Annotated in this window: 27 protein-coding genes; 13 read left to right on the forward strand and 14 right to left on the reverse strand. The window is 69.8% G+C overall.

Translation table 11 applies throughout. The features are described 5' to 3' along the window. The first annotated feature begins 108 nt into the window (after positions 1 to 108). Positions 109 to 1,524, forward strand: coding sequence for a phytoene desaturase family protein (locus tag ACZ7L9_RS18855; RefSeq protein ID WP_471416272.1), 1,416 nt, complete (start codon positions 109 to 111; stop codon positions 1,522 to 1,524). Between the two features lie 103 nt (positions 1,525 to 1,627). After that, positions 1,628 to 2,164 carry an O-acetyl-ADP-ribose deacetylase gene (locus tag ACZ7L9_RS18860; RefSeq protein ID WP_471416273.1) on the forward strand — a complete coding sequence of 179 codons (537 nt, stop codon included), beginning with the start codon at positions 1,628 to 1,630 and terminating at the stop codon, positions 2,162 to 2,164. Positions 2,165 to 2,242: 78 nt separating this feature from the next. On the opposite strand, the gene rpsR is transcribed toward ACZ7L9_RS18860, so the two are convergent. Genes rpsR through rpmG form a run of 4 tightly spaced genes read right to left on the reverse strand, consistent with a single transcriptional unit; the run spans position 2,243 to position 4,132 of the window. Continuing rightward, entirely contained in the window at positions 2,243 to 2,479 is a 237-nt protein-coding gene (gene rpsR, locus ACZ7L9_RS18865) for a 30S ribosomal protein S18 (protein ID WP_389988322.1), read from the reverse strand. A 48-nt stretch (positions 2,480 to 2,527) separates the two neighbouring features. Beyond that, on the reverse strand, positions 2,528 to 3,682 hold the full coding sequence (locus ACZ7L9_RS18870) for a CobW family GTP-binding protein (RefSeq protein ID WP_471416274.1): 1,155 nt from the start codon (positions 3,680 to 3,682) through the stop codon (positions 2,528 to 2,530). Then, the gene (locus ACZ7L9_RS18875; RefSeq protein WP_404256226.1) at positions 3,682 to 3,936 is read right to left on the reverse strand and encodes a type B 50S ribosomal protein L31; all 255 of its coding nucleotides are present in this window, start codon (positions 3,934 to 3,936) and stop codon (positions 3,682 to 3,684) included. The genes ACZ7L9_RS18870 and ACZ7L9_RS18875 overlap by 1 nt, the downstream gene beginning before the upstream one ends. 31 nt (positions 3,937 to 3,967) lie before the next feature. Next, positions 3,968 to 4,132 carry a 50S ribosomal protein L33 gene (rpmG, locus tag ACZ7L9_RS18880; RefSeq protein WP_471416275.1) on the reverse strand — a complete coding sequence of 55 codons (165 nt, stop codon included), beginning with the start codon at positions 4,130 to 4,132 and terminating at the stop codon, positions 3,968 to 3,970. A gap of 65 nt (positions 4,133 to 4,197) precedes the next feature. Between rpmG and rpmB the strand changes: the two genes are divergently transcribed. The 4 genes from rpmB to ACZ7L9_RS18900 all read left to right on the forward strand — a co-directional run bounded on the left by rpmB (position 4,198) and on the right by ACZ7L9_RS18900 (position 7,134). After that, positions 4,198 to 4,434 carry a 50S ribosomal protein L28 gene (gene rpmB / locus ACZ7L9_RS18885; protein WP_471416528.1) on the forward strand — a complete coding sequence of 79 codons (237 nt, stop codon included), beginning with the start codon at positions 4,198 to 4,200 and terminating at the stop codon, positions 4,432 to 4,434. Next, entirely contained in the window at positions 4,434 to 4,739 is a 306-nt protein-coding gene (gene rpsN / locus ACZ7L9_RS18890) for a 30S ribosomal protein S14 (RefSeq protein ID WP_471416276.1), read from the forward strand. The genes rpmB and rpsN overlap by 1 nt, the downstream gene beginning before the upstream one ends. Before the next feature lie 287 nt (positions 4,740 to 5,026). Then, positions 5,027 to 6,499: an AlkA N-terminal domain-containing protein gene (locus tag ACZ7L9_RS18895; RefSeq protein WP_471416277.1), complete on the forward strand. Its 1,473-nt coding sequence runs from the start codon at positions 5,027 to 5,029 to the stop codon at positions 6,497 to 6,499. A 110-nt stretch (positions 6,500 to 6,609) separates the two neighbouring features. Then, positions 6,610 to 7,134 carry a methylated-DNA--[protein]-cysteine S-methyltransferase gene (locus ACZ7L9_RS18900; RefSeq protein WP_471416278.1) on the forward strand — a complete coding sequence of 175 codons (525 nt, stop codon included), beginning with the start codon at positions 6,610 to 6,612 and terminating at the stop codon, positions 7,132 to 7,134. A gap of 120 nt (positions 7,135 to 7,254) precedes the next feature. Here ACZ7L9_RS18900 and ACZ7L9_RS18905 read toward each other — a convergent pair whose 3' ends face one another. Further along, positions 7,255 to 7,839, reverse strand: coding sequence for a TMEM165/GDT1 family protein (locus ACZ7L9_RS18905; protein ID WP_471416279.1), 585 nt, complete (start codon positions 7,837 to 7,839; stop codon positions 7,255 to 7,257). A gap of 338 nt (positions 7,840 to 8,177) precedes the next feature. On the opposite strand from ACZ7L9_RS18905, the gene ACZ7L9_RS18910 reads away from it, so the two are divergent. Continuing rightward, on the forward strand, positions 8,178 to 8,585 hold the full coding sequence (locus ACZ7L9_RS18910) for a (2Fe-2S) ferredoxin domain-containing protein (protein ID WP_471416280.1): 408 nt from the start codon (positions 8,178 to 8,180) through the stop codon (positions 8,583 to 8,585). A gap of 98 nt (positions 8,586 to 8,683) precedes the next feature. Here the strand turns inward: ACZ7L9_RS18910 and ACZ7L9_RS18915 are convergent, their stop codons facing one another. Continuing rightward, on the reverse strand, positions 8,684 to 9,439 hold the full coding sequence (locus tag ACZ7L9_RS18915; RefSeq protein WP_471416281.1) for an SIR2 family NAD-dependent protein deacylase: 756 nt from the start codon (positions 9,437 to 9,439) through the stop codon (positions 8,684 to 8,686). A 369-nt stretch (positions 9,440 to 9,808) separates the two neighbouring features. Here ACZ7L9_RS18915 and ACZ7L9_RS18920 point away from each other — a divergent pair, with 369 nt between their 5' ends. The 4 genes from ACZ7L9_RS18920 to ACZ7L9_RS18935 all read left to right on the forward strand — a co-directional run bounded on the left by ACZ7L9_RS18920 (position 9,809) and on the right by ACZ7L9_RS18935 (position 14,051). Next, entirely contained in the window at positions 9,809 to 10,333 is a 525-nt protein-coding gene (locus ACZ7L9_RS18920) for a hypothetical protein (protein ID WP_471416282.1), read from the forward strand. 114 nt (positions 10,334 to 10,447) lie between these two features. Beyond that, positions 10,448 to 11,602 (forward strand): DUF4331 family protein, encoded by a 1,155-nt coding sequence (locus tag ACZ7L9_RS18925; RefSeq protein WP_471416283.1) that lies wholly within the window; start codon positions 10,448 to 10,450, stop codon positions 11,600 to 11,602. Between the two features lie 89 nt (positions 11,603 to 11,691). Then, the gene (locus ACZ7L9_RS18930; protein ID WP_471416284.1) at positions 11,692 to 12,675 is read left to right on the forward strand and encodes a tetratricopeptide repeat protein; all 984 of its coding nucleotides are present in this window, start codon (positions 11,692 to 11,694) and stop codon (positions 12,673 to 12,675) included. Positions 12,676 to 12,719: 44 nt separating this feature from the next. Beyond that, entirely contained in the window at positions 12,720 to 14,051 is a 1,332-nt protein-coding gene (locus ACZ7L9_RS18935; protein ID WP_471416285.1) for a Dyp-type peroxidase, read from the forward strand. 252 nt (positions 14,052 to 14,303) lie between these two features. Here the strand turns inward: ACZ7L9_RS18935 and ACZ7L9_RS18940 are convergent, their stop codons facing one another. After that, entirely contained in the window at positions 14,304 to 15,530 is a 1,227-nt protein-coding gene (locus ACZ7L9_RS18940; RefSeq protein WP_471416286.1) for a hypothetical protein, read from the reverse strand. Positions 15,531 to 15,709: 179 nt separating this feature from the next. Then, positions 15,710 to 16,210: an NUDIX domain-containing protein gene (locus tag ACZ7L9_RS18945; protein WP_471416287.1), complete on the reverse strand. Its 501-nt coding sequence runs from the start codon at positions 16,208 to 16,210 to the stop codon at positions 15,710 to 15,712. 131 nt (positions 16,211 to 16,341) lie between these two features. Between ACZ7L9_RS18945 and ACZ7L9_RS18950 the strand changes: the two genes are divergently transcribed. After that, entirely contained in the window at positions 16,342 to 17,457 is a 1,116-nt protein-coding gene (locus tag ACZ7L9_RS18950) for a glycerate kinase (RefSeq protein ID WP_471416288.1), read from the forward strand. A 162-nt stretch (positions 17,458 to 17,619) separates the two neighbouring features. Here the strand turns inward: ACZ7L9_RS18950 and ACZ7L9_RS18955 are convergent, their stop codons facing one another. The 3 genes from ACZ7L9_RS18955 to ACZ7L9_RS18965 all read right to left on the reverse strand — a co-directional run bounded on the left by ACZ7L9_RS18955 (position 17,620) and on the right by ACZ7L9_RS18965 (position 20,209). Next, entirely contained in the window at positions 17,620 to 18,069 is a 450-nt protein-coding gene (locus tag ACZ7L9_RS18955; protein WP_471416289.1) for an SRPBCC family protein, read from the reverse strand. Positions 18,070 to 18,198: 129 nt separating this feature from the next. Next, the gene (locus tag ACZ7L9_RS18960; protein WP_471416290.1) at positions 18,199 to 19,140 is read right to left on the reverse strand and encodes an MASE1 domain-containing protein; all 942 of its coding nucleotides are present in this window, start codon (positions 19,138 to 19,140) and stop codon (positions 18,199 to 18,201) included. 241 nt (positions 19,141 to 19,381) lie between these two features. Beyond that, positions 19,382 to 20,209 (reverse strand): PP2C family protein-serine/threonine phosphatase, encoded by an 828-nt coding sequence (locus ACZ7L9_RS18965; protein WP_471416291.1) that lies wholly within the window; start codon positions 20,207 to 20,209, stop codon positions 19,382 to 19,384. A gap of 128 nt (positions 20,210 to 20,337) precedes the next feature. On the opposite strand from ACZ7L9_RS18965, the gene ACZ7L9_RS18970 reads away from it, so the two are divergent. Further along, positions 20,338 to 21,369 (forward strand): zinc-binding alcohol dehydrogenase family protein, encoded by a 1,032-nt coding sequence (locus ACZ7L9_RS18970; protein ID WP_471416292.1) that lies wholly within the window; start codon positions 20,338 to 20,340, stop codon positions 21,367 to 21,369. A 296-nt stretch (positions 21,370 to 21,665) separates the two neighbouring features. Here the strand turns inward: ACZ7L9_RS18970 and pssA are convergent, their stop codons facing one another. The 3 genes from pssA to ACZ7L9_RS18985 all read right to left on the reverse strand — a co-directional run bounded on the left by pssA (position 21,666) and on the right by ACZ7L9_RS18985 (position 24,544). Next, positions 21,666 to 22,523 (reverse strand): CDP-diacylglycerol--serine O-phosphatidyltransferase, encoded by an 858-nt coding sequence (gene pssA / locus ACZ7L9_RS18975; RefSeq protein ID WP_471416293.1) that lies wholly within the window; start codon positions 22,521 to 22,523, stop codon positions 21,666 to 21,668. Next, positions 22,510 to 23,157: a phosphatidylserine decarboxylase gene (locus tag ACZ7L9_RS18980; protein ID WP_266749955.1), complete on the reverse strand. Its 648-nt coding sequence runs from the start codon at positions 23,155 to 23,157 to the stop codon at positions 22,510 to 22,512. The genes pssA and ACZ7L9_RS18980 overlap by 14 nt, the downstream gene beginning before the upstream one ends. A gap of 181 nt (positions 23,158 to 23,338) precedes the next feature. After that, positions 23,339 to 24,544 carry an acyl-CoA dehydrogenase family protein gene (locus ACZ7L9_RS18985; protein WP_471416294.1) on the reverse strand — a complete coding sequence of 402 codons (1,206 nt, stop codon included), beginning with the start codon at positions 24,542 to 24,544 and terminating at the stop codon, positions 23,339 to 23,341. Positions 24,545 to 24,546: the final 2 nt, after the last annotated feature.

The raw sequence follows: 24,546 nt of genomic DNA on the forward strand, positions 1-24,546 counted from the left end.
CTGGGAGTTCGGTGTATTCATCGAGCGGCGACCCTACCCGCGACCGCGCTTGCGGTGCCTCGGAATATCCTGGGTGTCCTGGCCGTCGGCTGACGAAGGAGTCCGAAGGTGCCGTCGATGCTTGATGCTGTCATCGTGGGGGCGGGGCCCAACGGACTGACTGCTGCGGCCGAACTGGCCCGCCGCGGCTTCGCCGTCGAGGTCTTCGAGGCGGGCGACACCGTCGGAGGCGGTGCCCGCACCGAGGAGCTCACCCTCCCCGGTTTCCGTCACGACCCCTGTTCCGCCGTCCATCCGCTGGGCGTCGGCTCGCCCGCGTTCGCCAGGATGCCGCTCGCCCGGCACGGCTTGGAATGGCTCCAGCCCGAGCTGGCGCTCGCCCACCCGTTCCCGGACGGATCGGCCGCCGTGCTCACCGGTTCGGTGGGGGAGAGCGCCATGTCGTTGGGCGCCCGGGACGCGGGGGCGTACCGCAGGCTCGTCGCCCCGTTCATCGGCCACTGGGACACCCTCGCCGAGGACTTTCTCCGCACCCCGTGGGACGGGCTGCCCCGCGACCCGTACCGCTGGGTGCGCTTCGGACTCGACGCGCTCCAGCCCGCGACGCTGCTCTCCCGCCGCTTCCACGGTGCGAAGGCGCGCGGTCTGATCGCCGGGCTCGCTGCCCACGCCATAGCCCCCGTCAGTGGCGTGGCCACCGGCGGCATCGCCCTGCTTTTCGCCCTCGCCGCGCACGAGAAGGGCTGGCCGGTGCCGCGCGGCGGCTCGCAGGCCATCTCCGACGCCCTCGCCTCGTACCTGCGCGAACAGGGCGGCACGATCCGTACCGGTACGGAGGTCAAGCGCCTCGACGAACTCCCGCCCGCCCGCGCCTACGTCTTCGACACCTCGCCGACCGCCCTCGCCCGCATCGCGGGGCTGGGGCACGCGTACCGCGGCTATCGGTACGGAGCGTCCTGCTTCAAGATCGATTACGCGCTCTCGGGCCCCGTCCCCTGGACCGCGAAAGAGGCCCGCAGGGCCGGAACGGTCCACATCGGCCCCACGGCCGGCGAGATCGACGCCGCGCTGAGCGCCGCGGTGGCGGGCCGCGACCCGAGCGTGCCGTTCCTGATCACCGCGCAGCCCAGCCGGATCGATCCGTCGCGCGCACCCGAGGGCCGGCACGTCTTCTGGGCGTACGGACACGTCCCGGCGGGCTGGGAGGGCGACGCCACCGACGTCATCGAACGGCAGCTGGAGCGCTTCGCTCCCGGCTTCCGTGACCTGGTGCTCGCCCGAGCGGTCGCCGGGCCGCCCCAACTCGCGGCGCGCAACGCCAATTACGTCGGCGGCGACATCGCGTGCGGGGCGTTCTCCGGCCTCCAGACGGTGATCCGGCCCAAGCTCGCACGCGTGCCGTACGCGACGGCGCATCCGGCGGTGTTCCTGTGCTCCTCGGCCACCCCGCCCGGACCGGGCGTGCACGGCATGTCCGGTCACCACGCGGCGAAGGCGGTCTGGCGGCGGCTGCGGGTGGCCTGAGCGGCGCGGCGGTCGGGAGCGCGCACGGCCCGGCCGGAACTCCACGGCGCCTTCGGGGCGCCACGGGCCGTCCGGCCGACGGTGACACGGCATCATGGGCCGCATGCGCACACCCGAGGCCGTCACCGTCACCCTGGTACGCGGCGACATCACCCAGCAGTCCGCCGATGTCATCGTCAACGCGGCGAACTCCTCGCTGCTCGGCGGCGGCGGGGTCGACGGAGCGATCCACCGGCGCGGCGGCCCGGAGATCCTCGCCGCCTGCCGGGAGCTGCGCGCCTTGCAGTACGGAAGGGGCCTGCGCACCGGCCAGGCCGTCGCCACGACCGCCGGAAAGCTCGACGCCCGATGGGTGGTCCACACCGTGGGCCCGGTCTGGAGCAGCGCCGAGGACCGGTCCCGGCTCCTCGCTTCCTGCTATCGCGAATCGCTGCGGGTGGCAGCGGAGTTGGGGGCACGTACCGTCGCCTTCCCCGCCATCTCGACCGGCATCTACGGCTGGCCGATGGACGACGGGGCGCGCATCGCCGTCCGTACGGTTCTGGAGGAGGCCGCCCCGCCCGTCGAGGAGGTGCGGTTCGTACTGTTCGACGCGCACGCGTACGCGGCGTTCGAAGAGGTACTTGCGGCGCAGGGGTGACGGGCGCGCCGCGTCCGCCGAACCGCATGGGTCCGAGACCGCATGGGCCGGTCCGGCGAACGCACGCAGCCTGCGCTGTTACCTGTGCGCGTAGGGCAGCAGTGCCATCTCGCGGGCGTTCCTGATCGCCCGGGCGAGCTGTCGCTGCTGCTGTGCGGTGACCCGGGTCACGCGACGACTGCGGATCTTGCCGCGGTCGGAGATGAACTTCCGTAGCAGTTCGGTGTCCTTGTAGTCGATGTAGGTGATCCCGGCCGTGTCCAGCGGGTTGGGACGGGCCTTCAGGGGCTTGTGGGGATCGTTGCGTCGTGCCATGCGAATTCCTTGGGATGGAGGTTTGCGGAGCCGTGTGCACCGCTGCGGTCAGGAAACCGGGTCGAGGAGCGAGTCGAAGGGGGCCGGGAGCTGTTTCCACGCCTCGGGCCCCGCGGCGTACTCGACGTCGGTGAGCAGGCAGGAGTCGAGGAGCCGCGCCACCCCGTCGCGGTCGAGGCCGGGGGAGGTGAAGACGAGGTGCTGGCAGCAGTCGCCGTGCTCGGGGTGCCAGTCGAGCGAGGCTGCCGCCCTGCGCATCGGATCCACCAGGTCCCAGGCGGCGTCGGGCAGGGAGGCCAGCCACGGGCCCGCGTTCTCCACGCAGAGCGCACCACCGGCGGCGTCCCAGGCCAGCAGGGTGTCGGGACGGTCGGCGAGCCAGAACCGGCCACGGCTGCGCGCGGCCGCGCAGCACAGGTCTTCCAGTGCCTGGTAGAGCCGTTCGGGATGGAAGGGCCGGCGGCGGTGCCAGACGAGCGTGGCGACCCCGGCCTCGTCCGCCTCCTGCGGCAGCAGCGCGCAGGCGGGGTGCTGGGCCGCCGCGGCCGATTCCACGTCGAAGCCGGCGAAGGCCAGTTGGCCGAGTTCACCCGAACCGGCGGGCACCTGGCGCGCGGTCGGGTGGAGCTGGGTGAGCAGCGCGCGGTCCTCCTCGTCGGCGGCTCCGCTGTCGACGAGAGCGAGCACGGGCGCGTACTCCAGCTGCCGCGCCCAGGTGTCGCCCACGGTCCGCTGGTCCGTGGTGGCCGCCGCGAGCCCCGCCTCGGCCAGGTCGTCGCCGTTCCCGAGGTAGGGCAGCACGAGCGCTGGGTCGACGGCGGTCATCACGTTGGTGAGTTCGAGCGCGTGACCGCCGTGCGCGACGACGACCTCGGCCATCGCCCTGGGCTCGACGGAGTCCCACAGCTCGACGATCGCCAACCTGGCCGGACCGGTACCGGCCAGCCGCTCCAGCTCGGGTACCAGGTCCTCGCGCAGCGCGCAGCAGGCGCAGTCGTTGACGAGCGGGGCGTCGCCGCGCGACAGCTCACCCGACGCGTCCCGCACGACACGCCGCACGGTGCCTTCGGCGGCGGTGGTCAGATCGTGGTGGAGGGCGACGCTGCCGGGGACGGTACGCAGCAGCCGGTCCACGACCTCCTTGCGGGCGTCGGAGTGGAGCCCGCCGACGATCACGACGGGCAACCGGGCCTGGTCCTGCATCAGTTCGCCCCGCGACGGCCGTAGCGGCGCTCGAACCGCTCGACGCGTCCGGCGGTGTCCAGAACGCGGGCGGTACCCGTGTAGAAGGGATGGCTCGCGGAGGAGATCTCGACATCGACGACGGGGTAGGTGTTGCCGTCCTCCCACTCGACCGTCTTGTCGCTGGTCGCGGTGGAACGGGTGAGGAAGGCGGAGCCGGCGGCCTTGTCGCGGAAGACGACGGGGCCGTACGCGGGGTGGATTCCGGGCTTCATGAGGGTGTCCTTCTGGGTCGGGCGGGAGCGGTCAGCGCTCTTCGCGGAAGTCGACGTGCTTGCGGGCGACCGGGTCGTACTTGCGCAGAACCATGCGCTCGGGGTCGTTCCGGCGGTTCTTGCGGGTGACGTACGTGTAGCCGGTCCTGGCGGTGGAGCGGAGCTTGACGACCGGACGTAGTTCGTTGCGTGCCATGGGGCTACTATATGGCAATGATTTCCATTTCCAACAAGCGCTTTGCGTGGAAAGCAGGTAGGACCATGTCCGCCCACTGCCAACTGACCGGCGCCCAACCAGGATTCGGCAACAACATCTCCCACTCGCATCGGCGTACCTCGCGCCGCTTCGACCCCAACATCCAGCGCAAGAGGTACTGGCTGCCGAGCGAGGGCCGGAACATCCGGCTGACGCTCAGCGCCAAGGCGATCAAGACCATCGACACCATCGGGATCGAGGCGGCCGTCGCCCGCATCCGCGCCAGGGGGGTGAAGGTCTGATGGCCAAGAAGAGCAAGATCGCGCAGAACGAGAAGCGCAAGGCGATCGTCGAGCGATATGCGGCCCGACGTGCCGAGTTGAAGGAGATCATCCGCAGGCCGTCATCCACGGACGCCGAACGCCGCGCCGCCGTGGACGAGCTTCGGCGCCAGCCGCGCGACGCCAGCGCGACCCGGGTGCGAAACCGGGACGGCGTGGACGGACGGCCGCGCGGACACCTGCGCAAGTTCGGGGTCTCACGCGTGCGGATGCGTGAGCAGGCCCATGCCGGATTCCTTCCCGGGGTCACCAAGTCCTCCTGGTGACCGGGCTGTTCGGGGTGGGCGGCGGTCGGCCGCGGTCTCTGGCAGGAGGAGCGCGGTCGGCCGCCACACGCGTGAAGGTGTGACATGGCGCAGCCCCGGTGATCGGATCGATCACCGGGGCTGCGCCATGCGCGCCGGGCCCGACGGCGCCGTGGCTGCGAGCACCGTCCGGCCCGGGGCTCTCATGCCCGCGATACAAGTTCTACGCGCTCGTGTTCGCAGGACAGCGCGAGGTCGATGTCGGATTTTCGCGAGCCCCCGGGTGCCCGGTGGCCGATGCTTGAACCATGCACACCGATACCGAGCGCTGCGTGCGGGCCGTCCAGTCCAAGGACGCCCGCTTCGACGGCTGGTTCTTCACGGCGGTCCTGACCACCCGGATCTACTGCCGCCCCAGCTGCCCCGTCGTGCCGCCCAAGGTCGAGAACATGACCTTCTACCCCAGCGCCGCCGCCTGCCAGCAGGCCGGGTTCCGGGCCTGCAAGCGGTGCCGGCCCGACACCAGCCCCGGCTCCCCGGAGTGGAACGCGCGCGCCGACTCCGTCGCCCGTGCGATGCGACTCATCCGGGACGGTGTCGTCGACCGCGAGGGTGTCCCCGGTCTCGCGGCCCGGCTCGGCTACTCCGCCCGGCAGATCGAACGCCAGCTGCTCGCCGAGCTGGGCGCCGGTCCGCTCGCCCTGGCCCGCGCGCAGCGCGCGCAGACCGCGCGGCTGCTGATCGAGACGACCGGGCTGCCCATGGCCGAGGTCGCGTTCGCCGCCGGGTTCTCCTCGATCCGCACCTTCAACGACACCGTCCGTGAGGTCTTCGCGCTCGCCCCGGGCGAGCTGCGCAGCCGCGCCGCCCGGTCCGCGGTCCCGTTGCCCACGCCCGGAGTGATGGCGCTGCGGCTGCCGTACCGGGCCCCGCTCAACCCGACCAACCTCTTCGGCCACCTCGCCTCGACCGCGGTCCCCGGCGTCGAGGAGTGGCGCGACGGCTCCTACCGCCGCACGCTCACCCTCCGGTACGGGCACGGCATCGTCGCCCTCACCCCGCACCCCGACCACATCGCCTGCCGGCTCTTCCTCACCGATCCGCGCGACCTCACCCTCGCGATCAGCCGCTGCCGCTGGCTGCTCGACCTGGACGCCGACCCGGTGGCCGTCGACGACCAGCTGCGCGCCGATCCGCTGCTCGCCCCCCTGGTCGACAAGGCGCCCGGCCGACGGGTGCCGCGTACCGTCGACGGTGCGGAATTCGCCGTACGGGCCGTGCTCGGACAGCAGGTCTCGACCGCTGCCGCCCGCACCCACGCGGCCCGGCTGGTCACCGCGCACGGCCTCCCCGTCGACGACCCCGAGGGCGGCCTCACTCATCTTTTCCCGGCCCCCGAGGCACTCGCCGGGCTCGACCCCGAACAGCTCGCCCTGCCGCGCAGCCGCCGCACCACCCTCACCACCCTCGTCGGCGCACTCGCCGACGGCGTGCTGCGGCTCGGCACCGACACGGACTGGGCGAAGGCCCGGTCCGAACTGACCGCTCTTCCCGGCTTCGGCCCCTGGACCGTCGAGGTGATCGCGATGCGGGCGCTCGGCGACCCGGACGCCTTTCTCCCCACCGACCTCGGCATCCGGCGCGCGGCCGAGGAGCTCGGCCTCCCGTCGACTCCCGCAGCGCTGACCGCCCGTGCGGCGGCCTGGCGGCCCTGGCGGGCCTACGCGGTTCAGTACCTCTGGACCGTGGACGATCACCCCATCAACCACCTGCCCGCATAGGACCGACCGGCAAATGGGGGGCGGCGTCGCGGGGGCGGGCACGCACCCACCCCCGCTCCTTCTCCCACCCCCCATTTGCCGGTCGGTCCAAGCACGTTGGGAAATCAGTCATGACCGCTACGCAAACCCGTGCGGCGACCCGGCAGCACACGGTCGTCGACAGCCCGTACGGTCCGCTCACCCTCGTCGCCACCGACGGCGTCCTCGCGGGCCTCTACATGACCGGCCAACGGCACCGCCCGCCCGAGGAGACCTTCGGCGAGCCAGACCCGCGCCCCTTCACGGAGACGATCCGTCAGCTCGACGCGTATTTCGCCGGTGAACTGCGTGAGTTCGACCTTCCGCTGCACCTCGACGGCACCCCGTTCCAGTGCAGCGTCTGGGAGCAACTCCGGCTGATTCCGTACGGCGAGACCCGCTCGTACGGCGAACTGGCCGAGCTCCTCGGCAAACCGGGCGCCTCGCGTGCGGTGGGCCTCGCCAACGGCAAGAACCCGGTGGGCATCATCGTCCCGTGCCACCGCGTCATCGGCGCCTCGGGCAGCCTCACCGGTTACGGCGGCGGGCTCGACCGCAAGCAGCGGCTGCTGGCCTTCGAGAGCGGCACGCAGGACGACACACCGGCGCTCTTCTGACATCGCCCAACGCGCGGAGAAACGCGAAGGACGGGCTCGGAGAACCAAGCCCGTCCTTCGCGGCCATGCGGTGGCAGCAGGGACAACGGTGCGATCCGAAGCGGCGGAGACGTCAGGCTCTCAGCCGATGAAGATCTCCACAACGGTCCAGATCGCCAGCCCCAGCATGCAGACCCCGCCGATCCGCTGAACCGTCTTCAGCGGCACCCGCTTCGCGATGAACTGCCCCGCCACCAGCGCCAGCGCCGAGACGGACATCAGGGCGGCCGCGGACCCGATCGCCGTGGACCAGGTGCCGTTGCTCGCGGCCAGATTGGCCGTCGTGATCTGGGTGAGGTCGCCCCACTCGCTGATGAAGACCGCCATGAACGCGGTCGAGTAGACCGGCCAGAAGCCGGTCACCGTCCTGGCGCCGCCCTCCTCCTCGTCATCGCCGCCGCCGTTGCGCAGCAGCATGAACGCCCCGAACGCGAAGAGGGACGCCGAGACGAGCTTGACGATCCAGTCGGGCAGCAGCCCGATCAGGCTGCCCGCCCCGACGGCGATGGCGACGTGCACGATGAACGCGGACGACGTGCCGAACCAGACATACAGCGGTCGCATGCGGGTGCCCATGGCGAGCGACGCGAACATCGTCTTGTCCGGGAGTTCCGCGAGGAAGATCAGCCCGAAGGCGGTGAGAATCGCCAGGGGGTCGAGGTGCATTCCGGGTGGCTTTCTGTGAGAGCCGGGCCCCGGGGCCTTCGCGAAGCGCCACTCTGGCTTTTCGGAGGACCACTCGGCCCGGCATGACGTCAGCGCCCACGGGGCGCGGGCGTGTCATACCTGACCGAAGGTCTCGCCCGCCCGTAAGGAGCTACGGGCCCGGCCACCGGGAACCCGAGGGCTCCAGTGTGTCGACGACCGGTTTGCGGGGCTACTCCCCTTCGCAGCCCTCAACTCTACCCCACCGGATGGCGGGGGAGTGCAGGTGTTCGATCCGGTGGCAGGTATCGGTACAGTCCCACGGTGATCACCCGCGCCGGCACCGGAGGCGTCCCCGTATGAGCAACCGCACCCGCAAGGCCGCTCCGGCCCGAGGCACGCCCCGGCCCACCGTCAGTGTCTGCCGCGGCTGCTGCTGCGGGACGGCGAAGATTCCGGACGTCGACCACGCCGGCCAGCTCGCCGAACTGCGCCGCTCGCTCGGTGAGACCGCCACGGTCCGCGCCGTGGAGTGCCTGGACGCCTGCGAGCAGGCCAACGTCATCGTCGTACAGCCCTCCGCGGAGGGGCGCGGGGCGGGCGGCCGCCCGGTCTGGCTCGGGCTGGTCAACGACCCGGACGCCGTGAAGGACATCGCCGCCTGGGTCCGGGCGGGCGGTCCGGGACTGGTGGACGCGCCCGAGATCCTCGACCTGTACACGTTCCGCCCCTCACGCCGCGTACAGCGGGAACTCGACCACCAGTGAGCTGCCCGGCGAGTTGCGGCCGGGCCGCTGTGCCGCCACGGGCTCGACCGTCAGCAACAGACGGCCGCCCGGGGCCAGGATGCGACGGATGGGCCTACTCAGCCGCGGGAGTCCGGACTCGGGTCCGGGGCGGCGCCCAGCCGCGCCAGCAGCGCGGGAAGCGCCGTGCCGATGGGCTCGCGGATGGTCTCCTCGGCCAGTTCGTCGTAGGGCGTGGGCTCCGCGTTCACCACGATCAGCCGGGCCCCGTTGTCCACCGCGATCCCGGCCAGCGACGCGGCGGGCTGCACCTGCAGCGTCGTACCGACCGCGATGAACACCTCACAGGCCTTGGCGATCGACATCGCCTCACCCAGCACCACCGGATCGAGCCGCTCACCGAACATGACGGTCGCCGACTTCAGGATGCCGCCGCAGACCGTGCACGGCGGGTCGGCCTCGCCCGCCTCGACGCGGGCCAGGGCCTCGGCCATCGGAGCGCGGGCGTGGCAGCGGGTGCAGACCGTCTCGCGCGCGGTCCCGTGCAGTTCGAGCACCTTGCGGGCGGGCATCCCGGCGAGCTGGTGCAGGCCGTCCACGTTCTGCGTGATCACCCGGACCGGGATGCCGGACTTCTCCAGCTCGGCGACGGCGCGGTGTGCGGCGTTAGGCTCGGCCTGGAGCGTGCGGTTCTTGCGACGCATCTGCCAGGACCGTCGGCGGATCTCCGGATCGCTCATGTAGTACTCGTACGTGACCAGCTTCTCGGCCTCGGGATCCCGTCGCCACAGCCCGTTCGGACCGCGATAGTCGGGGATTCCGGAATCGGTGGAGATGCCTGCGCCGCTGAGTATGGCTACGAGAGGGCTGTTCATGGGCTGACAATAGGGCGCCTGCCTGGTCGGAGCGAGCGAGTATCGGGTGGTTTCTCGGGCGACGGTTGTGCCAGTCGGTGAAGTACTACTCGATCGGGCGTTATGAGTCGGACGGAACCAGGACCCAACAACAGGACCTGATCGACACACATGGTGACGCATGGCGACCGACCGTGTTGGGGGCCAGGATGGGCCGTCGGCTGCGCTGTCTGTCCGGTGGACAATCCACCTTCGGCCCATGGGGGGCGTGATCGTCTTGCCGATGCCTCGGAGGACGACAAAGCTGGCTATGTGGGCAGTCCGGAACGCGCTCAGAACGGGAGGAGAGCCCGCAGACCAGCCGATAGAAGATCAAAGGGAGAGGGAGTCATGACGACACAGAGCTCCACGAAGTCGGCGACTTCGGCGGACGCGACTCCAACCGTGGTCAGGCAGCCCGACGGTCTCGGCAAGCGGGTCGGGCAGGTAGCGGAAATCACCGTTGTCTTCGATGCCAAGCCAGGCGGGGCAGAGAGGTTCCGCCAGAACGCCGCCAAGATCCAGGACGACGCCTTTCAGTACGAAAAGCTCGTCGGCACTGTCCATGACTTCCGCGTCACGTTCATCAACAATGACACTCAGGTCATGGGTGCGGTCACCTATGACGGTGCCTTCAAGCCGTACATGGCTGACATCTTCGCCAACGCCGCACCGTGGTTCGACGAGATGTTCGAAGGTGTCATCGAGGGCTGGCCCGGGGCGACCGATCCGAGCATCGTCGACTGGTTGACGACGAAGATCGTGGAGGCCGACATGTGGTACGCCTCCAATCCGACCATGACCGTCGAGGACACCGCCAAGGCGCAGCAGGTCACGCAGGCGTTCAACACGTTGCTGGATGCTGCGTCCAGCTAGCAGTTGTCCCGCGTTCCAGGTGCTGTAGCCGTGGCCATGGCGCCTGGGCACCCGGCAGCCCGGCAACGGCGCGCGGTCGTCGGACCGGGCCCCATGAGCAAAGGTCGCAGCATCATGTCCGACCATCTTTCCGGCACCCGCGCCCTGGCCGACCCGGCCATAGACCTGACCGACCTTTATGCCTTTCCCAGCCCCTCCCGGGCGGGTCGGCTCGTACTCGTCATGAATGTCTTTCCCTATGCGCGGCCGGGAGCCCTGTTCTCCGACGCTGCCAGCTATCGCTTCCGTGTCCGTCCGGCATCCGTACCCATGGGAGATTCCGGCTCACTTTTCGATGTCGGCACCGATGAATTTGTGCTTACCTGCACCTTCTCGGCTCCGGTTGGACCGGATGACGACGGGGAGTTGACGCAGCGGGGAACGTGCGTGCTGCCGAATGGGGAATCGGTTTCGTTGCTGGTGAATGACGAGCGGGGCGGTGAGAGCCATGGCGTGCGCTGCTACGCCGGGTTGCGGCTGGATCCCTTCTTCATGGACGTGGTCAAGGAGGTGGAGACGCGGACGAGTCGGCGGCTCGCCTTCCTGCCGAAGGGCACCAATTTCCTGGAGGGCAACAACGTCCTGACCGTCGTGGCAGAGCTTGAGGTCGCCAGGGTGTTCGGGGCGGCCTCGGGCAGCGTATTCGCCGTCGCGGCGGAAACCGTTACGGGCGGCCCGTATCCGGTGCGACTGGAACGCCTCGGCCGCCCCGAGGTCAAGAACATACTGATGTCGGACAACGGGGTCGACGCCGCCAATAGAGTCGTTGACCTGCGCGACCTCTACAACGAGGAAGACCCGTTCCGGCTGGGTCCGAGCTACGCGGACGCCTATCGCGCACGGCTCAACGCCAACCTGGTCTTCTTCGACGGTCTCGACGGCAAGGCGGACTGGACGACGCAGCCGGACGGGACGCATCCGCTGACGGAGCTGCTGCTCGCGGACTTCCTGGTCGTGGACGTCGCCAAGCCGTACGCCGAAGACAGCTATTTCGAGATCGAGCGCGCCCTGCTGGAGGGACGGGAGCATGCGACCTGTGGCGGCCGGTCACTCAACGACGATGTCATCGACACGCTCTACACGCTGATCGTCAACGCGGGCCATGGCCCGCGCGTGAGCGACGGCGTCGACGGGACCGTCCCGGCTTCGCGCGAGTTCCCGTACCTGGCACCGCCCAACCCGGACCCGCCCGAGCGGGAGGCCGCCATCCCGACGGTTGCCGCAAGCTGATGAGCAGTTCCACGGCGGCCACTCATGCCGGTGGTGAGAGGGGGCCCGACCTTGTGGGCGGACCGCCCACGACAGCCGGCGTCATCGCCATGGGCAACCTCGACGCGCGCATCGAAGGTCTGATGTCGCAGGCGACACGGGGACGACTCACCGCTGACGGCTGGGGCGAGTTGGTGGAGATGACCGCGCTGCGCGGGTACGTACTGGGCCGCATCGACGAGGTTGAGCGCGCGGCATCGCTGGCCGAGACGTTCGTCGCCCGGGCGCCGCGCGATCCTCGCTCGCTCGTGGTGCGCGCCAGACTGGCGGGCCTTTTCCACCGGTTCGCGGCGGCGCTGGACGATCTGGACGCGGCGGCTGCGCTGGGGCTCGACCGGCGACGCCTGGACGAGGAGCGAGCAGCCGTCTGTCAGGCGGTCGGGCGGTACGACGAGGCGCTTGCGCTGCATCGACAGGGGCTGTCGGGGCGACAGGACTTCAGGACCCTCGGCGCCATGGCCCGCTGTCATGCCGAGAGCGGCGTGGCGGACGAGGCCGAGACGTGGTTTCTGGCGGCGAGACGTGCCTACCGCGGGGTCAGTCCATTTCCGCCGGCGATCCTCGAATTCCAGTGCGGGCAGATGTGGCTGGCCCAGGGTGGCCTGGTGCGCGCGCGCATCTGGCTGGAGTCGGCCGCTTGCCGATTGCCGTCCTACGTGTCGGCTCAAGGTCACCTCGCTGAGACCGACGCCGCCGAAGGCAGGATGGCCGTGGCGACGGAGCGCCTGCGCCGGCTGGCCCACATCAGCGACGATCCCGATTACGCGACCCGGCTTGCGCGCCTCCTGGGCAGGTTCGAGGCATCGGCGGAGGCTCGGTTCTGGCGTGCCCACGCTGCCGCGCGCTACGAGGAGTTGATGGCGCGCCACCCCGAGGCGTACGCCGATCATGCGGCGGAGTTCTGGTTGACCGTCGGCGGCGATCCCGAGCGAGCGCTTCGGCTCGCGCGGCTGAACCTCGCGCTTCGAGCGACCCCACGCGCCCACGCGCTCGTCAATCGCGCGATGTGCCGTGTCGGACAGCGCCGACAGTAGTGGCAATTGGTACAAATTCGCCGATACCTGACCGGAAGGACGACATGACAGCGACTGAAGCCCCGCCGCTGCAGCTGGACGAGATTCAGGGCATCGTGCTGCGCAACCGGCCGTCACCGTACGTCGGCACCTACATCCTGCTGCGTGTGGACGATCCCGGCGCCGGGCGTCAGTTGATGGGGCGCCTGGCCGAGCTGGTCGACTCCGCTGCCAACTGGTGGCAACCGGACCTGCCCGCGCTCCTCAACGTCGGACTGACCTATCGGGGGCTCGAAGCGCTCCAGGTCCCACCGGCCGCCCTGAGCACCTTTCCTGAGGAGTTTCGGCAGGGCATGGCGGCACGCGCCCAGTTCATCGGTGATACCGGGGAGAGCGCGCCCGCACGCTGGGAGCCGCCCTTCGGCACCGGCCAGGTACACGTCGTGCTGTCCCTCCTGGCCGCCGACCAGGAGTCATTGGCGGTCGTCCTCGAACGCGCACGCAAGGCCCACGCGCAGCTTCCCGGTCTTCAGGTCGTCCACCGGCAGGACTTCTACCAGCTGTCCACCGGGCGCACCAGCTTCGGCTACAAGGACGGCATCGGCAACCCCACGATCGAAGGCAGTGGCGCCGGGACTCCGCCTGGTGACGGTTCCGCGCTCAAGGCAGGCGAATTCGTGCTCGGCTATCCCGACGAGACCGGAAACCTGCCGCCGATGCCGCAGCCGGCCGAGCTGGGCCGCAACGGCACCTTCGTGGCCTGGCGGAAGCTGCACACACGCGTCGCGGCCTTCCGCCGGTATCTCCACGACAACTCCGGGAGCCCGGAGGAAGAGTCGCTGCTCGCCGCCAAGATCGTGGGCCGCTGGCCGAGCGGCGCCCCGTTGATCCTGGCGCCCGAGCACGACAACCCGGCCCTGGGGGCGGACGATCAGCGCAACAACGACTTCCGCTACGAGGCCGATCCGCGCGGCGCGATCTGCCCCCACGGCGCCCACGCCAGGCGGGCCAACCCACGCGACTCGGAGATCATCGGCGACGTTCGCCTGCACCGCATGATTCGACGGGGCACCAGCTACGGCCCGCCGCTGCCGGCCGACATCCTGGACGACGACGGCGCCGACCGTGGCATCGTCTTCGTCTTCATCGGCTCACACCTGGACCGTCAGTTTGAATTCGTGAAGTCGCAATGGTTGAACGGCGGCAACTTTACCGGCCTTGACCAGGAGAAGGACCTGCTCACGGGCGACAACGACGGCACGGGAGCCTTCACGATCCCGCAGCACCCCATCCGGCGCCGCCTGCACGGCGTAGAGCGTTTTGTCATCACCCGTGGCGGCGAGTACTTCTTCCTGCCGAGCCTCAGCGCGCTGCGCTGGCTGGCCGATGTCAAGTGAACCGAGCGTCGCTCACGTCGATGGAGCCCATCGTCTGTTCCAGACGGGACATGTCCCCATCGCTCCGGTAGGCCCCGCGTTTGGTGGGCAACCGGATCCCGTCCGCTTCCACGGTGTCGTGGACGAGCTGTGCCGCGGCGAACCCGACGCTGACGAACAGCGCCGAAACCGAGGATCGCGACGAGAGTCATGACCCGAGCCTGCGCAGCGCCGGCCGGCAAAACCGCGAGGAGTTTCCGCGCGAGGCGGATGTCAGGCAGCGGGGCTGCCAGGGCCGAGCGCCGCGGGGCCGACAGGAGTGAACGGGGACGAGGTCCGGCCCGTCCAGGTGTTCAGCACGGCGCGGGCGGTCTGCTTGGTGACACCGCCCTCCTTGACCGTGCCGCTCTGCGCGACGTAGAACCGGCCGTCGTCGAGCGAGATCAGCCCGTACTGGCCGTACTGCCCGGGCGCCGGCCACCCGTACGTACCCGTCGCCGCATCATGCGCACCCCCGCGCAGCAGCGGGAGCAGCAGGCCGCGCTCCGGCTTCTGCTGCCCGCGGACGGACCCGCGCACCGGCTTCTTCGCACCGTCCAGCGCGAAGACCGAATAGTTGGGGAAGCCCGGCTTGGTGCCCTTGTAGGCGGCCATCAGCCAGTTGCCGCTGTACCCGTCGTACTCCAGGTTCTGCACGCCGTACGTGGTGTTCCCGGTGTACGCGAAGAACTTGCCGTCCACGTGTGCGGGGCCGCTGGTGTGCGGGGCCGACTCGGTCAGCGGGCGCTCGTACTTCTTCCACCGTGTGACGTCGTACTGGAGCAGCACCTGGTGGTCGTTGTCCGTGCGGCCCGTGTTGGCGTACACGCCGTACGCGACCGTCAGCTTCCGCTCGCCGAACTTGCCGCGCCGGTCGCCGAACGCCGGGCCGAACGCGACGCCGTCGATGCCGCTGCAGCCGTAGCGGTGGTCGGGCGTATCGGCCGTGTCGCCGTCGAAGACGCCGTCGCCGTTCATGTCGGCGGTGAAGTCCTTCACGACCTCCTTGAGATAGACGGTCGAGACGACACCCGTGGACTGGGCGTCCATGTCCATCCCGGTGATGCGGTCGACGTCCAGGATCGCGATGTAGAAGGACTTCGCCTCCTTGTACTCCAGCGAGCCGTAGACCCTGCCGTCCTTCTCGTTGAAGTCCAGATCGCCGAGGTGGCCGGTGAATCCGGTGACCGAGCCGACCGGGTTGCCGTCGAGGTCGGTCTTGACCAGCAGGTTGGTCATCGAGAAGTACATGAAGCCCTTGCGGCGGTCGATGGCCATGCCCTGGACATGGCCCGACTGCCAGGCGCCGCCGTCGACCGACAACGGCACCTGGCGGTGTGCGGCCGGCGCCGATGCCGGCTCCGCTGTGGCGATCGACGCCGTGGCGACGACGGTCGTACAGGCGAGCGTTGCGGCGATGGTGGCCAGCAACCCGCCGAGGTGCCCCGTGTGCGTACGCATGATCCCTCCGCTGTCTTGGAGTTCGGATGATGCCGGTCGAGCGTGCACCGCGGACCAATGACACATGAACTCGGGTGTCCGGCAGCCGTGACCGGACTATCAGTTGACGGCACGTCAAGACAACGGGGCGCAAAGGGGCATGAGGAAGCACAACGGAAATATGGGCTTGTGAGCTCCTCTTACAGGTCGGCCGTCACCGGGCGGCCGTCCTCCAGCTCCACCGCGCCGCCGCCGGAATCGAGCACATTCAGCGCCGCCCTCAGACGCAGCGCGAGACCGCCGAGCAGATAGCGGTCGAGGTCGTCGGGCTCGACCAGTTCCCAGGACAGGAGCTCCTCCTCCTGCAGCCGGATCGCCTTCAGCTCAGCGTCGTCCAGCACTCCGCCGTCGTACAGATACGCGGCGATCGGCGGCCGCATCGGGCCGCGTGCCCAGTCGACCGCGAGCAGCCGTCCCGGCTTCCGGTCGAGCCCGATCTCCTCGGCCGTCTCGCGCCGCGCGGCCTGACGCGGGCTCTCGCCCTCGTCGGATTCGACGGTCCCGCCAGGCAGCGCCCAGCCGTCCCGGTAGTTCGGCTCGACGAGCAGCACTCGTCCGTGGACGTCCCGGAACACGCTCGCCGCGGCGGCCAGTACCCGGGGGAGCCCCGCGATGTAGGTGGCGTAATCAGTGGTGGTCACGCGGGCAGCGTAGTGCGGGCGGTGCCGGAGTGAGACGGCTCTGGGCAGCGGGTATGCGCTGCGGATAGGGTCGGGGGCGGCGCGACTGCCTGTTCGAGAGCAAGGGATGCAAGGTGGCGGACGGAGCAGTGATGGAGACCGCACGCGTGCTCGTCGCGGCGGACAAGTTCAAGGGCTCGCTCACGGCCGTACAGGTCGCGGAGCGGGTGACGGCCGGGCTGCGGCGCGTCGTGCCCGGGGTGCGGGTCGAGACCCTGCCCGTGGCGGACGGCGGCGACGGCACGGTGGCGGCGGCGGTGGCCGCCGGGTTCGAGCGCCACGAGACGCGGGTGACCGGGCCGCTCGGGGATCCGGTGACCGCCGCGTACGCGCTGCGCGACACCACCGCTGTGGTGGAGATGGCCGAGGCCTCGGGCCTCCAGCACCTCCCCGCAGGGGTGTTCGCCCCGCTCACGGCCACGACGTACGGCTCCGGCGAGCTGCTGGCCGCGGCGCTCGACGCGGGCGCCCGGACGATCGTGTTCGGCGTCGGCGGCAGCGCGACGACGGACGGCGGCGCGGGCATGCTGGCCGCGCTGGGCGCCCGTTTCCTGGACGCGGACGGCAAGCCGGTCGGTCCGGGGGGTGGTGGCCTCGCCGACCTGGCCGAGGCGGACCTGTCCGGCCTCGACCCGCGCATGGCCGACGTCGACCTGATACTCGCCAGCGACGTGGACAACCCGCTGACGGGACCGAAGGGCGCGCCCGAGGTCTACGGCCGGCAGAAGGGCGCGACCGAGAAGGACATCGCGACGCTCGACGCCGCGCTCGCCCACTACGCGTCCGTCCTGGGCCCGGACCAGGCCCGGCTGCCCGGAGCAGGGGCGGCGGGTGGCATCGGCTACGGGGCGCTGGTCGCCCTGGGCGCCCGGTTCCGCCCCGGCATCGAGGTCATGCTCGACGTCCTCGGTTTCGCCCCCGCCCTGGCACGCGCCACCCTGGTGATCACCGGCGAGGGCTCGCTCGACGAGCAGACCCTCCACGGCAAGGCCCCGGCGGGCGTGGCCGCGGCCGCCCGCGCCGCGGGCATCGAGGTCGTGGCGGTCTGCGGCCGCCTCGCCCTGCCGCCGGAGTCCCTGACCGGCGCGGGCATCAGCCGCGCGTACGCCCTCGCGGACCTGGAACCGGACCCCGCGGTCTCCATGGCCCAGGCGGGACCGCTCCTGGAACGGGCGTCCGAGGCGATCGCGCGCGACTTCCTGCTGTAGAACGCCCCCGGTCGCGGCCGTGGATCGCCGGACGGGGCAGGGCAGAAGACCAGGCCCGTCCGGCGATCGGAAACTCGCGTCCGTCCGGCAGGTGCGGGCGGACCACCCGCCCCTCCGTGTCACCCCACGGACGGCGCCCCCTGACCGTCACTCGTGTCCGCGTCACGGACAATCCTCATCGGCGAGCAGCTCCGCCAGGATCCGTAGCTCCGCCGGCAGGTCACGACGCCACGCCATCGTCACGAACGGGGCAAGGATGATCATGCCGCCGTCCAGATGGGGCTTGACCGATACATTGACCATCGTTCCCCGTCGGCCGGGACTCAGCCGGAACTCCAGTTCCGGCGAGTGGCGCCCCAACGGGGTCCACATGCACGCACCGCGGAACGCCAGGTACTCGACCGGTGTGCTCGCGGTGCACGTGAGGCGGTGCGCCCGCCGCCTGCCCGGGAACTTGCAGGTGTACTGGTCGCCGAGTTCCGTGCTGATCGGACCCTCGATCACGTGATCGATGCTCGACGACCACACGGCCAGATTCCGCGGATCCCGTAGGAACGAGAAGATCTCGTCGGCAGGGCGGGACACATGGATATTCGCTGACACACGGGGCATGGCTCCACCTCTTACGGCGACCGGTCGCCCGAAGTCTCGGCGTCCGGTAGCCCTCGTCGCGGTGCCGTCGCCCCTCAGCCTGCTGCGGATCGGGGGTCCGCGCATGCTTCGTACGACCGATGGAGTGAATCAGCTGTCGAATCGCGCCACCTTCTCGGAGAGTTGCGCGCAGAGCCGCCTGATTTCCTGATATGTGCGCCTCCGTTCGGTGACGACCGCCGCGAGGAGCAGAGCGGTGAGGGAGACCGCTCCGTTGAACGCCTGGAGCGTGATCATGTTCGTGAGGAGACCGTGGTGGGCGAAGGGGCCGGTCATCCGTCCGGCCGCGAGGATCGCGAACACGGACACGCCCAGCGCGCAGCACGCGGCGCCCGCCCGTTCAAAACGGAACGCGGCCCAGATCAGGAAGGGGAACACGAGGAAGAGGAGCGAGGCGTGGGAGGTGTCGGTCGCCAGGAGAGTGACGGCCGTTGTGCACGCCACCAGCGCGACCGCCTCGGCCCATCGGGGCAGGCCGACACTGTGCGGCCGTCGAGCCCTGCACAGGACCAGAAGGAACGGCGTGACGACCATGACACCCATGGCGTCGCCCGTCCACCAGACAGACCAGGTCGGCCAGAAGCCCCCGGCCGGGAGCGCCCCCGACAGGACCAGGATGCCGCTGCCCACGGTCGAGCTGATCAGCATGCCGCCCAGCGCACCGAGGAAGACCAGTGCCAGTGCATCCCGTAAGAGGTCGAGGTCGTTGCGGAAGCCGGCCCGGCGCAGCATCAGGCAGGAGCAGACCGGGGCAAGGGTGTTTCCCGCCGCGATGATCACTACGGGCAGGGCGGAAGGTCCGATGGACGCGTTGGCCGCGAGGGCGCCGAGCGCGATCCCGGGCCAGACGCGCAGCCCGAACACGAGCAGGGCCGCGACCGCGATCCCGGTCGGCGGCCACAGCGGCGTGACCTGGCCGCGCACCAGCTGCTGGAGCAGCCCCAGGCGGGCCGTCGCGTAGTAGCAGACGGCCACCGCCAGGAGCGTGAGGGCCGTGGCCGTCTGCCGCCGGAACTGTGCGCTGTCCACCACAGCAGCATCAGACACCACACGCGGGTGCCCCGACCGTTCTGGCACGCCGGGGCCGCGGCGAACGCCATGCCCGCGAAACGGACGGACGCGGCGCATCCCGCTCGGCCCTGTCCTGTCGATCTTCGTGGATCAGCCCGGGGCGTCCGGTGCGGTGCATCGCAAGGCGGAGGATCGTCCTCGTACTGGACATACTCGGGCGACTGACGACAACGCGGCGAGGTGCCGTGCCAGGCGTTCCGGGCTAGCCGGCGCCCGGGGCACCCTCGTAGCGGACGACGAGGACGGCGGCGTCGTCCTCATGACCGGTCAGATCCGCCACCCGGATCACCCGCGCGGCGAGCTGGGCGGGATCCGTCGCGTCCGCCGTGCCGACCAGCGCGGACACCGCGGCCAGCCCCTCGTCGATGGGGTAGGCCGGTCCTTCCACCACCCCATCGGTCACCAGGACCAGATATCCGGATCGCTTCATCCTCCGGCGGGTCACGGGATACTGCTGGCCGGGCAGTATCCCCAGGGGAACGCCGCCGACGTCCAGGGAGATGCCCGAATCGCCATCGTCGGTGCCCCAGATGATCGGGACGTGTCCGGCCCGGGCGACGGAAAGCGCACCGCTCTCCGGGACGATGCTCAGCAGGCAACAGGTGGTGAACAGGTCGCAGCCCAGTGAGATCAGCAGATCGTTGGCACAGGCCAGTACCTCTCCGGGGTCGTCCGTGACGCTGGCGAGGGCCCGGAGACTGGCGCGGGCCTCACCCATGAAGGCGGCGGCCTCCACCCCGTGCCCCTGCACGTCACCGATGGCGATGCCGGAGGCCCCGTCCCGCATCGGGAACGCGTCGTAGAAGTCACCGCCGACAGCCAGACCGTCCTGCGAGGGCGAGTAGCGGGCCGCGATCCGGATCCCTGGGAAATCGGGCAGTTCGGCCGGGAGCATGTGCCGCTGCAGCGCCATGCCGAGCTCCGCCCGGGATCGCTCGATCCTGATGTTCTCCAACGCCTGATCGACCAGACGCCCGAGGGTGACCAGGAGCTCCTGGGTGCTGTCCGGTGCGCTGTGGTGTCGGTGCATGACGTTCCCGCGCGTATGGGTGCGCCCCTGGTGAAACCTTAGCCCTCCTGCCGACGGGCGCAGCACGGCCCGGGGACACGCCGTCGAAGCCGGTTGCCTCCGCGCCCGCGCCAGCGCACGCTGGAGTTGTGGCTGTTCCCGCGCGTGCCCCGGCCGAGCAGACCGGCTGGGCCGTCCAGACACCCGGTCCGATCGGCACCGGGCCCTTGGCGCGTGTGCGCCGCGGCGTGCCCGCTCCCGGCCCCGGGGAACTGTTGCTGAACGTGGAAGCGTGCGGTGTCTGTCGTACGGATCTCCATCTGGCCGAGGGTGATCTCCCGCCGCACCGTCCCGCCACCGTCCCCGGCCACGAGATCGTCGGCCGGGTGGCGGCCATCGGTGACGGGGCCGGCCTCTTCCGTATCGGCGACCGGGTCGGTGGAGCCTGGCTGCGCGGTACGTGCGGGAGCTGCCGGTACTGCAGGGGCGGCCGGGAGAACCTCTGCCCGCGGTCCGTCTACACGGGGTGGGACGCGGATGGAGGCTTCGCCGACACGGCACTGGTTCCGGAGGCGTACGGCTACCGGCTCCCGGACGGCCAGGACGCCGCCCGGCTCGCCCCGCTCCTCTGCGCGGGCATCATCGGATATCGGGCCCTCAGGCGCAGCTCGCTGCCCGAGGGCGGGCGGCTGGGTATCTACGGCTTCGGCGCGTCGGCCCACCTCGCCGCCCAGGTGGCCCTCGCCGAGGGCGCCACCGTTCACGTACTGACCCGCTCGGCACGGGCACGCGAGCTCGCTCTCGACCTGGGGGCCGCGTCGGCGGGCGGCGCCTACGACCGCCCGCCGGAACCTCTGGACTCGGCGATCCTGTTCGCACCCGTCGGCGACCTGGTGCCGGTGGCGTTGGAGGCACTGGACCGGTCCGGCACGCTGGCCATCGCCGGAATCCATCTGTCGGACGTTCCCGTGCTGAACTATCAGCGCCATCTGTTCCAGGAGCGCAATCTGCGCAGCGTCACCTCCAACACCCGCGAGGACGGCCGCGAATTCCTCGCCCTGGCGGGGCGTGTGGGCATACGGGTCACGGTGAGCCCCTACCCGCTGAGCAGGGCCGAACAGGCACTGGCCGACCTGGCGGCGGACCGGGTGAACGGGGCCGCCGTACTTGTACCCGGCTGAGAGCCTGTCGGGTGGCCTCTGATCGGGCGGCCACGCCCTGGCACGCACGCTTCCCGCGTTGCCGAAATGTCCTAGTAGCTCCGCTACGAGGACATCCCGGCGCCTTGGAATCGCACGCACCAGACCGCGTCCGCTATCCGATCGAAGGCCACCCGACAGGCTCTGAGAGCCACCGGCCCGGACCGACCGGTTTCGCACTGATTCACATGCGCGCTGTCAGCCCTGCGGATACGAGAAAGGGCCCCGGGTGCTGGGGATGCACCCGGGGCCCTTTTGCGTGTTCCGATGTTCCGGCCCTAGGGCAGCTGGGCCGCCCGGGCCTCGCGCCGGTTGCCGCGGAAGGTGTTCACCCGCCGGGCCGTCGCGAACAGCGGGATGACCGCTCCCAGGACCACCTGCAGCGCGCAGCCGGTCTGGAGGAGCAGCTTACCGCCGGGGGCGTCGAACGCCCACGCGGCGAGGAGCCCCATCGCGGCCACGATCCAGCTGAGCATCGCCACCGCGAGGACGCCACGCGGTTTCGGGTACTCGACCCGGCTGACCATCAGCCACGCCACGCCGACGATCGCGAGCAGCGTCGGTACGAAGGGCAGCTCCAGGAGCACGATCGAGACCACCGTGAGCGCTCCGAAGGGGCTCGGCATGCCCTGGAACATGCCGTCCTTCATGGTCACGCAGGAGAATCTGGCAAGTCTGAGCACCACAGCCAGCAGCACCACGATCGCCGCCAGTGCCGAGACCCGCTGGTGTGCGTCGTCCGCGACCATGCCGTACACGAGGACGAAGTACGCCGGGGCGAGCCCGAAGCTGATCAGGTCCGAGAGGTTGTCCAGCTCGGCGCCCATCGGCGAGGAGCGCAGCTTGCGTGCCACGAGCCCGTCGAAGAGGTCGAACACCGCGGCCATGAGCATGAGGATCACGGCAGTGGCCGCGGAGTGCCGGGCCATACCGCTCTCGTTGCTGCCCGTGAGGTGCGGGATGAGGATTCCGGTGGTGGTGAAGTACACCGCCATGAAGCCGCATGTGGCATTGCCGAGAGTGAGGGTGTCCGCTATCGACAGCCGCATTGAGAGCGGCATGTCCTCGCCGGCGTCCTCCTCGGACTCCGCCTCCGGTACCCAGCCGGCCTGCGTGTCAGGATCAATCACGGTCAATTCGAGTCACCCCCGCGGTGGTGGCCTGGCCGACCTCGACCGCGACATCGATACCTTCCGGAAGGTAGATGTCGACCCGGGAGCCGAAGCGGATCAGGCCGATGCGCTCGCCCTGCTCCACCTTCGTGCCCTGCGGGATGTAGGGGACGATACGACGTGCGACCGCACCCGCGATCTGCACCATCTCGATGTCGCCGAGCTCGGTGTCGAAGTGCCAGACAACGCGCTCGTTGTTCTCGCTCTCCTTGTTGAACGCCGGAACGAACCCACCGGGGACGTGCTCGACCGAGGTCACCGTGCCGGCCAGGGGCGCACGGTTGACGTGGACATTCAACGGGCTCATGAAGATTGCGACGCGGGTCCGCCCGTCCTTCCACGGCATGATGCTCTGCACCACACCGTCGGCCGGTGAGATGACACGGCCCTGGGTGATCTCGCGCTCGGGGTCGCGGAAGAACCACAGCATGCCCGCCGCGAGCGCGGTGGTGGGCACGGCCACCGCCGCCCAGCGTCCGGACTTGCGGGCCCGGGCGAGGCTGAGTGCCGCGGTGGCGACGGTCGGCAGGAGCCACGGCGAAGCTCCGCGCGCAAGGCGGACTCCGCCGCGTGGTGCAGAGGTTTGGCTGTCGGGCATGGATGACCTTCGTAGCGGATGATGCCGCGCTGGCAACGGGGGACGGCGGCTTTTCCGGCGATGTTAGCGGTTGCGAGCCGTAACTGGGCAAGCCAGCAGCCGAGTCGGACGGCTTGAAGGCGCCGGTCCAGGATGTCAGGGTGTGATCTTCTTCGCTGCCAAATCGACTTGAAAGGGACAATCAACCCTGGAACCGGTACTCCTCCAGGAGTCGGCGCCCAATGATCATTTTCTGGATCTCGGCGGTACCTTCACCGATCAACAGCATCGGGGCCTCCCGGTAGAGGCGCTCGATCTCGTACTCCTTGGAGAAGCCGTAGCCGCCGTGGATTCGGAAGGCGTCCTCGACGACTTCCTTGCAGTACTCGGAGGCGAGGTACTTCGCCATCCCTGCCTCCAGGTCATTTCGTTCCCCGGAGTCCTTTTTGCGTGCTGCATTTACCATCATTGCATGCGCGGCCTCGACCTTGGTGGCCATTTCGGCCAGCTTGAACTGGATCGCCTGGTGCTGGGCGATCGGCTTTCCGAAGGTCTGCCGCTGCTGGGCATAGGAAATGCCTAGTTCGAATGCACGCTGAGCGACGCCGCAGCCACGCGCGGCCACATTTACCCGGCCGACTTCGACGCCGTCCATCATTTGGTAAAACCCTCGGCCGGTGGTGCCACCCAGTACTCGATTGGCTGGAATACGTAGCCCATCCATGATGAGTTCGGTTGTATCCACGCCTTTATAGCCCATTTTGTCGATTTTGCCGGGAATGGTGAGGCCAGGCCGGACCTCACCGAAACCGGGCTCCTTCTCCACCAGGAAAGTCGTCATCGACTTGTGCGGAGCGGTCCCCTCGGGGTGGCCTTCGTCACTCCGGCACAGAACGGCGACGAGCGAGGACGTACCACCGTTGGTCAGCCACATCTTCTGGCCGTTCAGGACGTACTCCTCGCCGTCCCTGACGCCCTTGGAGGTGATGGCCGAGACGTCCGAGCCCAGGGCCGGCTCGGACATCGAGAAGGCGCCCCGGACCTCGCCCAGCGCCATCCGCGGCAGGAACGTGTCCTTCTGCTCCTGGGTGCCGTGCTGCTTGAGCATGTACGCCACGATGAAGTGCGTATTGATGATTCCCGACACACTCATCCAGCCGCGCGCGATTTCCTCCACGCACAGCGCGTATGTGAGAAGCGACTCACCCAGCCCCCCGTACTCCTCGGGAATCATCAGCCCGAACAGGCCGAGCTCCTTGAGCCCCTCGACGATCTCCGTCGGGTACTCGTCACGATGCTCCAGCTGGGTCGCGACCGGAATGATCTCCTTGTCGACGAAGTCCCGGACCGTGGAGAGGATTTCCTGCTGGACATCATTGAGGCCGGCAGTCTGGGCGAGTCGCGTCATGG

It is taken from the genome of Streptomyces sp. NPDC111516 (assembly GCF_055635345.1).

What these genes read in the sequence shown, in the direction of transcription:
- ACZ7L9_RS18905 (WP_471416279.1), bottom strand. Translation starts at nt 7,839, where the DNA reads ATGCACCTCGACCCCCTGGCGATTCTCACCGCCTTCGGGCTGATCTTC.
- ACZ7L9_RS18950 (WP_471416288.1), top strand. Translation starts at nt 16,342, where the DNA reads ATGGAGACCGCACGCGTGCTCGTCGCGGCGGACAAGTTCAAGGGCTCG.
- ACZ7L9_RS18940 (WP_471416286.1), bottom strand. Translation starts at nt 15,530, where the DNA reads ATGCGTACGCACACGGGGCACCTCGGCGGGTTGCTGGCCACCATCGCC.
- ACZ7L9_RS18920 (WP_471416282.1), top strand. Translation starts at nt 9,809, where the DNA reads ATGACGACACAGAGCTCCACGAAGTCGGCGACTTCGGCGGACGCGACT.
- ACZ7L9_RS18965 (WP_471416291.1), bottom strand. Translation starts at nt 20,209, where the DNA reads ATGCACCGACACCACAGCGCACCGGACAGCACCCAGGAGCTCCTGGTC.
- rpmG (WP_471416275.1), bottom strand. Translation starts at nt 4,132, where the DNA reads ATGGCACGCAACGAACTACGTCCGGTCGTCAAGCTCCGCTCCACCGCC.
- ACZ7L9_RS18935 (WP_471416285.1), top strand. Translation starts at nt 12,720, where the DNA reads ATGACAGCGACTGAAGCCCCGCCGCTGCAGCTGGACGAGATTCAGGGC.
- ACZ7L9_RS18870 (WP_471416274.1), bottom strand. Translation starts at nt 3,682, where the DNA reads ATGCAGGACCAGGCCCGGTTGCCCGTCGTGATCGTCGGCGGGCTCCAC.
- rpmB (WP_471416528.1), top strand. Translation starts at nt 4,198, where the DNA reads ATGTCCGCCCACTGCCAACTGACCGGCGCCCAACCAGGATTCGGCAAC.
- ACZ7L9_RS18980 (WP_266749955.1), bottom strand. Translation starts at nt 23,157, where the DNA reads ATGCCCGACAGCCAAACCTCTGCACCACGCGGCGGAGTCCGCCTTGCG.
- ACZ7L9_RS18915 (WP_471416281.1), bottom strand. Translation starts at nt 9,439, where the DNA reads ATGAACAGCCCTCTCGTAGCCATACTCAGCGGCGCAGGCATCTCCACC.
- ACZ7L9_RS18900 (WP_471416278.1), top strand. Translation starts at nt 6,610, where the DNA reads ATGACCGCTACGCAAACCCGTGCGGCGACCCGGCAGCACACGGTCGTC.
- ACZ7L9_RS18910 (WP_471416280.1), top strand. Translation starts at nt 8,178, where the DNA reads ATGAGCAACCGCACCCGCAAGGCCGCTCCGGCCCGAGGCACGCCCCGG.
- ACZ7L9_RS18985 (WP_471416294.1), bottom strand. Translation starts at nt 24,544, where the DNA reads ATGACGCGACTCGCCCAGACTGCCGGCCTCAATGATGTCCAGCAGGAA.
- rpsN (WP_471416276.1), top strand. Translation starts at nt 4,434, where the DNA reads ATGGCCAAGAAGAGCAAGATCGCGCAGAACGAGAAGCGCAAGGCGATC.
- ACZ7L9_RS18875 (WP_404256226.1), bottom strand. Translation starts at nt 3,936, where the DNA reads ATGAAGCCCGGAATCCACCCCGCGTACGGCCCCGTCGTCTTCCGCGAC.
- ACZ7L9_RS18955 (WP_471416289.1), bottom strand. Translation starts at nt 18,069, where the DNA reads ATGCCCCGTGTGTCAGCGAATATCCATGTGTCCCGCCCTGCCGACGAG.
- ACZ7L9_RS18930 (WP_471416284.1), top strand. Translation starts at nt 11,692, where the DNA reads ATGGGCAACCTCGACGCGCGCATCGAAGGTCTGATGTCGCAGGCGACA.
- ACZ7L9_RS18895 (WP_471416277.1), top strand. Translation starts at nt 5,027, where the DNA reads ATGCACACCGATACCGAGCGCTGCGTGCGGGCCGTCCAGTCCAAGGAC.
- ACZ7L9_RS18860 (WP_471416273.1), top strand. Translation starts at nt 1,628, where the DNA reads ATGCGCACACCCGAGGCCGTCACCGTCACCCTGGTACGCGGCGACATC.
- rpsR (WP_389988322.1), bottom strand. Translation starts at nt 2,479, where the DNA reads ATGGCACGACGCAACGATCCCCACAAGCCCCTGAAGGCCCGTCCCAAC.
- ACZ7L9_RS18925 (WP_471416283.1), top strand. Translation starts at nt 10,448, where the DNA reads ATGTCCGACCATCTTTCCGGCACCCGCGCCCTGGCCGACCCGGCCATA.